This window comes from Thalassobaculum sp. OXR-137 (assembly GCF_034377285.1).
Lineage (GTDB): Bacteria > Pseudomonadota > Alphaproteobacteria > Thalassobaculales > Thalassobaculaceae > Thalassobaculum.
Window position 1 is genome coordinate 3,363,765 of sequence record NZ_CP139715.1, and the last position, 12,951, is coordinate 3,376,715.

2 protein-coding genes (1 of these 2 cut by a window edge) are annotated in these 12,951 nt (G+C 72.6%); both read right to left on the bottom strand.

Features of this window, described 5'->3' with window-relative positions; genetic code table 11:
• Positions 1-2,939, bottom strand: partial view of a non-ribosomal peptide synthase/polyketide synthase gene (locus T8K17_RS15665; RefSeq protein ID WP_322330673.1) — the beginning only. Its footprint begins 20,836 nt before the window's first position; the window shows 2,939 of its 23,775 coding nt (coding positions 1-2,939); the start codon lies at positions 2,937-2,939; its stop codon lies beyond the left edge, outside the window.
• A complete protein-coding gene (locus T8K17_RS15670) occupies positions 2,936-12,898 on the bottom strand; it encodes an SDR family NAD(P)-dependent oxidoreductase (protein ID WP_322330674.1) in 9,963 nt (3,320 codons plus the stop codon). The genes T8K17_RS15665 and T8K17_RS15670 overlap by 4 nt, the downstream gene beginning before the upstream one ends.
• Positions 12,899-12,951 lie beyond the last annotated feature (53 nt).

Genomic DNA, 12,951 nt, shown 5'->3' on the forward strand with positions numbered 1-12,951 from the left:
CGCAGCGCGTCCTCCGTCGCCGCGCCGTCCGCCGGGGCGACATAGGCGGCGAGGCGCAGGGCCGCGCCGGATCCGACCGTCGCGACCGCGGCCTCTCCGACCGCCGGATGGGCGCTCAGCACCGCTTCGATCTCGCCCAGTTCGACGCGAATTCCGCGCAGCTTCACCTGGTCGTCGCGCCGGCCCAGATAGGCGAGCAGGCCGTCCGGGCGCCAGCGGGCCACATCGCCCGTCCGATAAAGCCGCCCATGGTCGGGATGGTCGACGAAACGCTCGGCGGTGAGGTCGGGTCGGCCGAGATAGCCCTGGGCCAGGGCGGCGCCGGCGATGCAGAGCTCGCCGGGGATTCCGATCGGAACGGGGCGTTCGCTGTCGTCGAGCAGGTGGATGCGGGTATTGGCGATCGGCGCGCCGATGGGGGTCAGCTCCTCCCAGGTCTCGGGCGTCTCCGGCAGGGTATAGGCGGTGACCACATGGCTTTCCGTCGGGCCGTAGTGGTTGTGCAGCCGGCACGTCGACCCGGCGAAGGCGGCGCGGATCGAAGGGGTGATGCGAAGCTGCTCGCCGGCGGTCACCACGTCGCGCAGGCAGGGCGGCAGGCCCCCGTCCGCAGCGCTTTCGGCCAGATGCTGCAGGGCGACGAAGGGCATGAAGACGCGCTCGATCTCCCGGGCCGCGATCCAGTTCAGCAGCGCCCGTCCGTCGCGCCGCCGTTCCTCGTCGATCAGGACCAGCGTGCCGCCGCCGCACCAGGTTGAGGCGATCTCCTGGAACGCTACGTCGAAGGTGAGGGCGGTGTATTGCAGTGTGCGGGCGGGGGCGGAGAGGCCGGGCTGGGTCTTCTGCCAGGTCATCAGGTTGACCATCGCCCGGTGCGGCATGGCCACGCCCTTGGGCCGGCCGGTGGAGCCGGAGGTGAACAGCAGATAGACCAGATCGTCCGGTCCGGCCGGGCAGGCGGGCACGTCAGCATTGCCGTGGTTCAGCACCCTGGCGTCCGGTGCGAGGACGACCACCGTCGCCGCCGTCTGCGGCAGCCCATCGGCGGTGGCGGCATCGGCGAGCACGACCTTGGCGCCGCTGTCGACCAGCAGGAAGGACAGCCGTTCCGCCGGGTCCTGGGGGTCGATCGGCAGGCATGCGCCGCCGGCGCGCAGCACCGCGAGAAGGGCGATCATCTGCTCCGTCCCGCGCGGCAGGGCGAGGGCGACCACGTCGTTCGGGCCGACGCCGAGATCCTGCAGGTGATTGGCGAGCCGGCAGGCGCGGATGTCCAGCGCGCCATAGGTCAGCCGGCGCTCGCCGTCTTCCACTGCGACGGCGGACGGGTCCCGCATTACCTGCCGGGCGATGAGGTCGGCGAGGTTTCTTGCCCGCGGCAGCGGCGCCTCGGTCCGGTTCCAGGCGGCGATCTGGGCGGCTTCCGCCTCGGACAGCAGGGGCAGCGCGTCGATGCTGCCATCGCTCCGGTCGAGCAGGTGTGCCAGCAGGTGCTCGAAATGGCCGGCCATCCGCGCAACCGTGGCGTCGTCGAACAGCGCGCTGGCGTATTCCCAGGTCAACCGCAGGCCGTCCGGGCGGTCGAGCACGGTGAGGGTGATGTCGAACACTGCCCCCCGCTGTCCGCCAGCGAGCATCCCGGTGAACAGGCCCTGGTCCGACAGCGTCTCGCCCCGTTCGCGCTCATAGACGAAGGCGACCTGGAACAGGGGCGAGCGGCTGCCGTCGCGCTCCGGCTTCAGATCCTCCACCAGCAGCGGGAACGGGTAGTCCTGGTGCTCCAGGGCGGCGAGGACGGTGTCCCGTAGCGCCGCCAGATAGTCGGATGTGCCAATCCCTTCGCCGGGCCGCAGGCGCAGCACCACCGGGTTGACGAAATACCCGGCGAGGTCGGCGGTCTCCGGACGGGTCCGGCCGAGCATCGGCGAGCCGACGAGGATCTCGCGCTGGCCGCTATAGCGCTGCAGCAGGATCCCGAAGGCGCCCAGCAGCAGGACGTAGGGGGTGACGCCGAGGCGCTGGGCCGCGGCCCTGACCGCGGCGCTCGCGTCGGCATCGAGATCGCGGACCAGGGTGGCGCCGACATAACTCTGCTTGGCGGGGCGCGGCCGGTCGGTCGGCAGGTCCAGCACCGGCAGGTCGCCGTCCAGTTCCCGCATCCAGAACGCCCGGGCGTCCCGGCCGGCATCGGAGCGGACCCAGGCGCGGGACGCCGCCACGTGGTCGCCATAGGACCAGGGCAGCGCCGGCAGATCGGCCTGCGCCGCGCCGATCTCCGCCAGGTAGAGGACGGACAGGTCGCGTAGCAGAATCTCCAGCGAGCGGAAATCGACGATGCTGTGGTGCGCGGCGACGACGAGGACCGGCGTGGGCAGGGTGCCGTTGGCCGCACCGGTCAGCAGGTGCCAGCGCGCCGGCGGGGCCGCCTCCAGGTCGAAGGGCGCATCGCCGACCGCCGCAATGGCCGCCTCCAGCCCGCTCGGATCCAGTCCCATGGCGTCGGTCACCGTGAGATCGACGACCGGCTCGCTCAGCACGTCGCGATAGGGGTGGCCGCCGCGGGTGGCGAAGCGGGTGCGCAGGACGTCGTGGCGCCGGGTCAGGGCTCGCAGCGCCCGCCGCAGCGCCTCAATGTCCAGGTCGCGGCGCAGCCGGTCGGCGTACAGGGTGTTGTAGGCGAGGTTGCCGCGGTCGAGCTCGTAGATGAACCAGAGCGCCTCCTGGCCCAGCGACAGGGCGTCGGCGCCCGCCTCCTGCTCGGCGGCGCGACCGCCGCTCCGGCTCAGATAGTCGATCAGCGCCGGCTTGCGGGCGCGGATCTGCGCCAGAACCTCGTCGCCTAGCGCCGCGCTGGGGCCGCGGTAGCGGATCTGGCCTTCCGACAGGGACAGTTCGACGTTCCGGTCGGCGAGGCTCTTCACGAACTCAGCAATCGTCATATCTGGCCTGCGATCCACGCGGTTTCGGGTTTCTCGGGGGTGGGGTCGGTCCGGCGGCCGGCTTCCAGCCGTACCGCCAGGTCGTCGAGGGTCTGGGTGCCGAGCAGCGCCGGCAGGTCCACGGTCACCCCGAACTCCCGTTCGATGAGGGTGCGGACCTCCATCGCCAGCAGGGAGTCGATGCCGAGGAGGGGCAGGGGCGCGTCGGTCTTCACCCGGTCGGCCGGGAAGCCCAGGACCTCGCCCAGACGCTGGATCAGCCAGGCGCGGGGCGAGGCCGCGGGTCCGGTATCCGGACGGCCGAGGGAGATAGGCGGTTCGGACGGCGCCACGCCGTCGAACAGCCCGGTCGCCCGCCGGCTGCGGTACAGGGCGGCGAACCGCGGCCAGTCCACATCCGCCAGCACGGTCTGAGGGTCACCGGTTTCCAGGACGGCCGGCAGGTGCGACAGCAGGCCGTCGACCGGGAGGGGGGTGAGACCGATCCGGCGGAGGTCGCGCCCGGTATCGGCGTCGACCAGCGTGGTGTCGGCGAGGGGGCCGAGATCGAGGCTGCTTGCTGGAAGGCCGAGCGCCCGGCGATGGGCGCAGAGCCCGTCGAGAAAGGCGTTGGCCGCGCTGTAGGAGATCTGGTGGCGACCGCCCCAGACGCCGGCGATGGACGCGCTGCAGAGGAAGAAGTCCAGCGGGTCGTTCAGGGTGGCCTCGTGAAGCGCCCAGGCTCCGGCCGCCTTGGCCGACAGGGTTTCCTCACATTCGGGCCAGGTGAGGTCGGCGAGGTTGCGCCGCTCGCCCAGTCCGGCCGTATGGACCGCCCCGCGCAGCGGCGGCCCGTCGGACCGCCAGCGGTCGATCTGGCGCACGAGCGCCGGGCCGTCGGCGATGTCTAGGGCGGCGACGTCCACGCGGGCGCCCAGCTCCCGCAGCGCCGCAACATGCGCCCTGGCCTCGGGGGTGGAGGGGCCGCGCCGCCCGATCAGCAGCAGCCGTCCGGCTCCCCGGCGGGCCAGCCACAGGCCGATCGCCCGGCCCAGACTCCCGAACCCGCCGGTGATCAGGTAGCTGCCGTCCGGGCCGATGGACGGCGTGTTGCCCGTGTCGGAGATCCGACGGACCAGACGCGGCGCCAGGAGGCCGCCGTCCCGGACCGCTGCCTCCCGCGGTCCGTCCTCCAATAGAAGGACCGAGGCGAGCAGCGGAGCGAGGGCGTCCGTGGGCGTCTCGCCCGGCAGATCCAGCAATCCGCCCCAGACGGACGGCGCCTCCAGCGCCAAGCTGCGGCCGAACCCCCAGAGAGCGGCGTCGGCGAAGCCATCCAGGCGATCCTGCGGCGACGCGGCCATGGCGTCGCGGGTGACGATCCAGAGGGGCGCCGGATGCGGCAGCGCTTGCAGGGCCTTGGACAGCCCCAGGACGCTCGCCAGTCCGCCGCCGCGCGGGTCCGACAGGCCGTCCGACCCCGACGCTGCGGTCTCGTCCAGGCACCAGAGGTGGACGACGCCGACCAAGGGACCGATCTCGTCGAGCAGGGCCCGGGCGGCGGCCTCGTCCCCGGGGAGCAGGTTCCGGCGGGCACCGTTCAGCGGCGCCTTGTAGATCGGCGTGCAGCGCTGGCCCTGGGCCTCCAGGGCGGCGCAAAGGGCGTCTCCCATCCCGCCGTTGTCGGACAGGATCAGCCAATGGCCGGTCGGCTTGGAGGTCGGGGGTAATGGGGCGGGCACCGGCTGCCACGCGAGGGCGTATCGGCCGAGCGCAGAGGGTCGGGCGAAGTCGGGTGCGTCGACCCAGTAGCGCTCGCGCTCGAACGGATGTCCCGGCAGATCGACCCGGCGCAGCGGCAGTCCGGCATAGAGGGCGCGCCAGTCCGGGCCCGAACCATCGACATAGCGACGGGCGACAGCCTCCCACTCCTGCACGCTGGCGGTGGCTGCGGATGCCGGGGTCGGGTCGGGTCGGGCCGCGGCGGGCGCCGTTCCGGCCAGGGCAGCGGCGTGGTCGCCGTCGGTCAGCCAGGCGTTCAGGGAGGCGGCGAGGTCCGCGGTGTCCCGCCCGAGCACGGCCAGCCGATGACCGAAATGATCGCGGCCGCAGGCGGCGGTGAAGCAGAGATCGGCGGCGGCGTCGTCGCTATCGGCCAGGGCATCGGCCGTCGTGCGGGCCAGCACCTTCAGCGCCGCCGGGCTTTTCGCCGAGAGCGGCAGAAGGTAGCGGCTGAAGGCGAGGATGCCGCGGCCGGCCGGCGGCGGGGCCTGTTCGACCACGAGATGGGCGTTGGTGCCGCCGAAGCCGAAGGAACTCACGCCGGCCCGCCGCACACCGTGGGGCCGCGGCCAGGGCTCGCGGCCGGCCGGCAGCCGCATCGCCGTCTGCGCCCAGTCGATGCGCGGCGACGGCGGGACCGAATGCAGGCTGGCGGGAACCTCCCCCGCGGCCAGGGACAGCACGACCTTCTGCAGTCCGACCACGCCGGCGGCGGATTCCAGATGGCCGATATTGCTCTTCACCGAGCCGATCATCAGCGGCCGGGACCGGTCTTCCGCGCCGAACACCGCCTGCAGCGCGCCGGCTTCGATCGGGTCGCCCAGGGCCGTGCCGGTGCCGTGGGCCTCCACATAGTCGATATCCGCCGGGTCCAGATCGGCCTGGCGCAGGGCGCGGCGGATCACCCGCTCCTGGGCCGGTCCGTTGGGGACGGTGAGGCCGCTGGTGCGTCCGTCCTGGTTGACCGCCGAGCCGCGGATCACCGCCAGGATCCGGTTGCCGTCGCGCCGCGCCTCGTCCAGCCGCTTGAGCACGACGATCCCGCAGCCCTCGGAGCGCACGAAGCCGTCCGCCGCGGCGCCGAAGGCCTTGCAGCGGCCGTCCGGGGCCAGCATCCGGGCGCGGGAATGGTTGAGCGTGACCGTGGGGTCGAGCAGCAGGTTCACGCCGCCGGCGACCGCCATGTCGCACTCGCCGTTCCGCAGGCTCTGGCAGGCCTGGTGGATCGCCACCAGCGAGGAGGAGCAGGCGGTGTCGATGGCGAGGCTCGGCCCTTCCAGCCCGAGGAAGAAGGACAGCCGGTTCGCCGCCACGCTCAGCGCGTTGCCGGTGCCGAGATAGGCGTCGATGGCCTCGGGGTCCCGGGTAAGCCGGTGCAGGTAGTCGTTGGTGCTGATGCCGATGAAGACGCCGGTCTGGCTGCCGGCCAGGCTGCTCGGCGGAATGCCGCCCTGTTCCAGCGCCCGCCAGCACACTTCCAGGAGCAGACGCTGCTGCGGGTCCAGGTGGCGGGCCTCGCGGGGCGAGATGCCGAAGAACACCGGGTCGAACAGCTCGATCCCGTCGACGAACCCGCCATGGCGGGTCTGGATCGTCCCGGGGAGCTCCGGGTCCGGCGAGTAGAAGCGCGTGTTGTCCCAGCGGCTGGCCGGAATTTCGGTGATCGCGTCCACCCCGTCGCGCAGCATTTCCCAGAACCCGCGCGGATCCGTCACGCCGCCGGGCAATCGGCACCCCATGGCGACGATGGCGATGCCATCGCTCGGGGCCACCGACACCGGGTCGGATCGGACGGCTCCGGCGTCGGCCAGGTCGGCGAGCGCCAGAACCTGATCGGCGAGACGCGCCGGGGTCGGGTGGTCGAACGCCAGCGTGGCGGCGAGCGGGCGGCCGAGATCGCTCTGGAGCCGGTTGCGCAGCTCGATCGCGTTCATGGAGTCGAGGCCCTGGTCGAAGAAGCCGCGATCCGGGTCGAGGGAGGAGGGCTCGACCCCGCGCATCGCCGCGACATGGGCGAGGATCGCGCGCAGCGCGGCGGCCGGCCGATCGGCGGGTGGCAGTGCTGCGAGCGCCGACGTCAGTCGGGCGACCGGGGTCGCCGGCGCCGGCAGGGCGGCGGTGCCGCCGTCGATCAGCGGATGGGTCAGCCGGCTGTCCCGGCGCCGGGGCAGCTGGGCGAGATGCGGGACGTCCAGGGCGAGCGCGCGTTCGAACGCATCGAGGCCCCTGTCCTCGACAATCGGGGCGAGCCCGTGCTCGGCGAGGCGACCGGCCAGCCGCGCGTCGGCGGACGCGTCGGACCAGGCGCTCCAGCTCACGCTCTGCGCCGTTAGGCCGCGGCTGCGGCGGACCAGGGCGAGCGCGTCCAGGAAGCTGTTGGCTCCCCCATAGGCGGCCTGGCCCGGATTTCCCAGCAGGCCGCTGGCCGAGGATAGGAGCACGAAATGGCGCACGGGGTGGGTGGCGGTCAGACGGTGCAGGGCCCAGGCGCCGAGCACCTTCGGCCCCATCACCGCCGCGATCCGATCCGGCGACTGGGTGTGCAGGAGACCGTCGTCGAGATGCCCCGCCGCATGGACGATCCCCCCCAGCGCCGGCCAACCGCGGGGCAGGGACGCGACGGCGGCGGCAAGCGCGGCCTCGTCGGCGACGTCGACCGGCTCGATCCGGATCTCGACCCCCCGTGCCCGCCAGTCCTCGATCCGGGCGGCCGCCGTCCCGTCCGGCGCGCGGCGACCCAGCAGCAGGAGATGGCGCACGCCGAGGTCGATAAGCCGGCCGACGAGCAGGCGCCCCAACCGGCCGAGACCGCCGGCGATCAGCCAGGTATCGCCGAGATCGGCCTGGTTCGCCTCGGGCAGGGGCGTCGGATCGAGGCGCAGGGCGAAGCGCTCGGCGCCGCGCCGCATGATTTCGTCTCCGGGGAGGGCAAGGGCCATCTCCGTGGAGATCTGTTCGGCCGCCGATCCCGAGGTCCCGTCGACGTCGAGAAGAGTGACGCGCCAGTCCGGATGCTCCCGGCGCAGCGACCGTCCCAGGCCCCAGACGGTCGCCTGCAGCAGACCGCCGCCGGTGCCCTGCGACGCGCCGACGCCGTCCCCGGTAACGAACCGGAGCGTGACCGGGCGCCGGTTCTGGCGCGCCAGCAGACGGGCGAGGGCGGCGAGGCGACCGTGCAGATCGGCCAGCGGCGCGGCGATGTCGGCAGCGGAAAGCCCGTTCGGATCCGGCAGGTCGAGCGGCCAGCAGCACAGGACGGTCAGGGGGGCTGTTCCCTCGGGCAAGGCTTCGGGAAGGTCGCCGATCCTGAGCGCGACCTCGGCCCCGGCGGTTGTCAGCGTCCGCGCCACCACGGCACCGGTCCCCGACCGGTCGGCGAGAACGAGAAACGCGCCTGCCATGGGTTCCAGCGGCGGTTCGGCCGGCGCCGCAACCCAGAAGGGCACGTAGGCCCAGTCCGCCACATCGACTGCCGCCGCGGGCACCCGGTCGGGCGCGAGATCCAGCAGGGCGCGCCGCAGACCGGCGGCGGCATCGCATTGCGCCGGACGGGGCGGCAGCGGGAATCGCTCCCGGCGGAGCGGGTAGCCCGGCAGATCCGGAATCTCGGCCCTCGGCACGGCGGGTTGGAACGCGGCCCAGTCCGGGTCCAGTCCGGCGGTGTACAGAGCGGCCATGGTCTCGGTCACGGACGTCCAGTCGTCCTGCCCGTCCCGCAGGCTTGCCAGCCATAACCCGTCCCCGACGTCGTCGGTCTGGGTGCCGAGGGCGGTGAGCAGCGGCTTCGGTCCGATCTCCAGGCACACCCGGTGGGTCGCCCGCAGGTACCGCAGACCATCGGCGAACCGGACCGGGGCGCGCAGATGCCGGGTCCAGTACGCCGCGTCGGGGGCGGTTTTCAGAACCGCGCCATCGACGTTGCCGATGAGCGGTATCGACGGGGCGGCGAAGTCGAAGCGGCGCGCGACGACGTGGAACGCCTCCAGGATCGGGTCGAGCAGCGGCGAATGGAACGCGTGTGAGACCGGCAGGTATCGGCTGCGCAGCCCGTCCGCCTCCAGACCGCGCCGGATCTCCTCCAGAGCCTCGCGTCGGCCGGAGAGGACGGTGTTGCGCGGCCCGTTGACGGCGGCGACCGAGACGCTTTGCGAGCGCGCGCCGATCCGTTCGGCCGCCGTCGCCTCGTCGGCCTGTACCGCCAGCATGGCCCCGTCCAGGGGAAGTCCCTGGATCAGCCGCGCGCGGGAAGCGATCAGGCGCAGGCCGGTCTCCAGGTCGAAGACTCCGGCCAGGCAGGCCGCCACATACTCGCCTACGCTATGTCCCAACAGGATCGACGGCCGCACTCCCCAGCGCTGCCAGAGCCGGGCCAGCGCGTATTCCAGGGCGAACAGAGCTGGCTGGGTATAGGCGGTCTGATTGAGCTGCCGGTCGTCGTCGCCGAACATCACCGACAGCAGCGAGCGGTCCAACTCCGTCGCAAGCATCCGGTCGCAACGGTCCAGATCGTCCCGGAAGCCACCGTCGCTCTCGTAGAGTGTCCGGCCCATGCCGAGATACTGGGAGCCCTGGCCGGTGAACAGGAACGCCACGCCCGGCGCCTGGGACGGCGCTTCGACGGCCGTGGCACCGACGAGCTGCTCCGCCAGCCCGTCCAGCGTCTGCGCCGTCACGGCGATCCGGTGGCGGAACTGCGCCCGGCCCGTCGCCGCCGCCCGGCACAGGGCGGCGGGCGGCAGATCGGCGGCTTCCCGGCAGAGCGCGCCGTACCGGCGGGCGAGGTCGCCCAGGGCATCGGGATGTGCGGCGGACATCGCCAGCAGGTACCGGGACCGGTGGGCTGCCGTTTCCGGCTGGGCCAGGTCGTCTTCCGGTGCCTCTTCGAGGATCACGTGGGCGTTGGTGCCGCCGAAGCCGAAGGAACTCACCCCGGCGCGCATCGGCCCACCCGAGGGGAAGTCCTGCAGCTCGGCCGGTACGGAGAACCGGGTTCCGTCCAGCCGGATCAGCGGGTTGAGCGCATCCAGCCCGGGCTGCGGCGGGATCTTGCGGTGCTGCAGGCACAGCACGGCCTTCGCCAGCCCCGCGATCCCGGCGGCAGCCTCCAGATGGCCGATAGCCGCCTTCGCGGATCCGATCAGGCAGGGACGGCCGGCCGGTCCGCCGGGACCGAGGACCGCCTGAAGCGCCTCGACCTCGATGGGGTCGCCGAGCCGGGTGCCGGTGCCGTGCGCCTCCACATAACCGATGGTGTCCGCCTCGACCCCGGCAGCCGCGAGCGCATCGCGGATCGCCCCCTGCTGGGCGGCGGGATTGGGCGCGGTCAGCCCGTTGCTGCGCCCGTCCTGGGTCACCGCGGAGCCGTGGATGACGGCGAGGATCCGGTCCCCGTCGCGCCGGGCCGCCGCCAGGTGCTTGAGCACGACGACGGCGCAGCCTTCCCCCCGCACATATCCATCGGCGGCGGCATCGAACGTCCTGCTGCGACGGGTCGGGGACAGCATCCCTGCGCGTTCCAGCGCCAGCTGGAGATGCGGACCGCCGATCAGGTTGACCCCGCCGGCCAGGGCCACCGCGCAGTCGCCGTTGCGCAGGCTCTGACAGGCCTGGTGGACGGCCACGAGGGACGACGAACAGGCGGTGTCGATGGCCAGGCTCGGGCCGCGCAGGTCGAACTGGTAGGACAGCCGGTTGGCGGCCATGCTGAACGCCATCCCGGTACCGCTATAGGCCCCGACCAACCCCTCGGCGTCGCCGCGGCTGACGCGGTCCAGGGCGAAATCGGCCGAGGAAATCCCGATGTAGACACCGGTGCGCGACCCCTTCAGGCGGTCCGGCGGAATCCTTGCGTGTTCCAGTGCCGACCATGCCGTTTCCAGGAGCAGGCGCTGCTGCGGGTCCATGTCCCGGGCCTCGCTCGGGGGCAGTCCGAAGAACCCGGCGTCGAAACAGTCGGCATCCTCCAGGAAGCCGGCCTCGACCCCCGGCAGGCGCGCATCGGCGCGGATCGCGCAGCGTCCCTCGCGCAGCAGTTCCCAGAAGGCGGCCGCATCGGGCGCGCCGGGCAGACGGCAGGCCAGGCCGACGATGGCGACCGGGTCGTGCCGGGTCGGGCCGTCAGCGCGGGGCGCCGGTGTCGCGTCCGCTGCCGTCAGGTGTTCGCAGAGGGCGGCGATGGACGGATGGCGCCAGAGCAGCGTCGGGCTGAGCGGTCCGGTGCCCAGACGGTCCTCCAGCGCACCGACCAGGGCGACGGCGGCGCGGGAGTCCAGGCCGAGGTCGGCGAAGGGCGCGTGCCGATCGATTTGACCGAACGGGCGTCCCGTCGTCCGGGCGATGTATCCGGCCAGCCAGGACTGCAGGTTGGCTGCCTCCGGGACCGAGGGGCCGGGCGCTGCGACGGGGTCGGCGGCCCGCCACCGGGCGATCGGTTCGAGGCTGTCGTCCAGGAAGGCCTGACGGCAGGCGCGGCGCTGAACCTTGCCGCTGGAGGTCTTGGAGATCCGCCCGCGGCCAATCACCTGAATCTCCGAGACCGCCAGTCCGTGCCGTTCCGAGAGAGCGCCGCGGAGCGCGCCGAACACCGGCGACCAGTCGTGCCGGCGGGTTCCGGCCTCGGCCAGGATTACGAGACGTTCCTGTCCGTCGCGGTCGACCGAGACGGCGGCGCAATGCTCTCGGCGGAGGTCGGGGCAGGCATCCAGGACGGTCCATTCGATGTCCTGGGGGTAGTGGTTCACCCCGGCGATCACGATGAGGTCCTTCAGTCTGCCGCTGACGTGCAACTCCCCGTCCCGCAGGAAACCGAGATCGCCAGTGCGCAGGAACGGGCCGGCCGCCGGATCGTCTGCGAGACGGGCCCTGAACGTCGCCTCGGTGTCCTCCGGGCGCTGCCAGTAGCCGAGGGCAACGCTGGGGCTGGCCACCCAGATCTCCCCGACCCGGTCGGGCGGACAGGCGGCGCGTGTCGTCGGATCGACGATCCGCAGGTCGGTGCCGGGCCGGATCCGGCCGCAGCCGACGGACACGCGCCGGACCTTCTCGGGCGTGTCGGCGTCGGCCGGGATGACCGCGTCGCGCTCGAGCGCGTCGGCCCGCAGGGTCAGATAGGTCGGTGCCGCGCCATGGGTCTTGGCACTGACGAACAGGGTCGCCTCCGCCAGCCCATAGGCCGGGTAGAAGGTCTCGGCCCGAAAGCCGCAGGGAGCGAACGCCTCGGAGAACCGGCGCAGGGTCTCGGCCCGCACCGGCTCGGCGCCGTTGCCCGCGACCCGCCAGCGGGACAGGTCCAAATCCTCGCGCTGCGTGCCGGTGACCCGCTCCAGGCAGAGCTCGTAGGCGAAGTTCGGGGCGTGGCTGTGGGTGGCGCCGAAGCGCGAGATCGCCTCCAGCCAGCGCGAGGGACGCTTCAGCAGGGTGAGCGGCGAGAGGACGTAGCAGTCGGTGCCGCTGTAGAGCGGCCGCAGCAGCCCCTCCACCAGACCGTAATCGTGGAAGTAGGGCATCCAGGTGACCGACACGCTGTCGCCGGCGCAGTCGAACCCGTCATGCAGATAGCGCAGGTTCGCCAGCACGTTGCCGTGGGTCAGCATGACCCCGCGCGGCGTTCCGGTGGAGCCGGAGGTGTATTGCAGATAGGCCAGGTCGTCGGCGGCGATAGGCGGCCGCGGCTCGGTTTCCACGTCCGCCAGCGCGAGGGTATCGGTCGCCAGCCAGTGGACGCCGGGCAGGGCGTCGGCCATGCGCTCGGCCAGATCCTGTTGCAGGGCGGCCGTCGTCAGGATCGCGTCCGCCTCCGCATCGGCGACGATCGCCTGCAGGCGGGGCAGGGCATGCTTCAGGCGGACCCCGTCCGGCGGCGGTACCGGGACCGCGACGATGCCGGCCTCCAGGCAGCCGAAAAAGGCGGGCAGCACGTCCAGTCCCGGCGGATAGAGCAGCAGCGCCCGGCTGCCCGGCGCGCGCTTGGCCAGCAGCCCGTTCGTCACCGCGCGGGCGCGTCGACGCAGCGTGGGGTGGTCGAGGCTCGCGGCGATCTCGCGGCCGTCCTGCAGGAAGTAATAGCGCCCCGAACTTCCGCCGGCACGGCGCTCAAGCAGGCCAGAGAGGGTCCGCGGCGCTTGGGCGCCGGTCGCGGGATCGGTGCCGAGCGCGGTATCGCCGGCGGTCAGAGCCTTCTGCACGTGTCGTCGCGCCATGCGGATACCCGGGAGCCGAGATGAAAAGGGCGTTACGCGACAAGGGTTCGCAT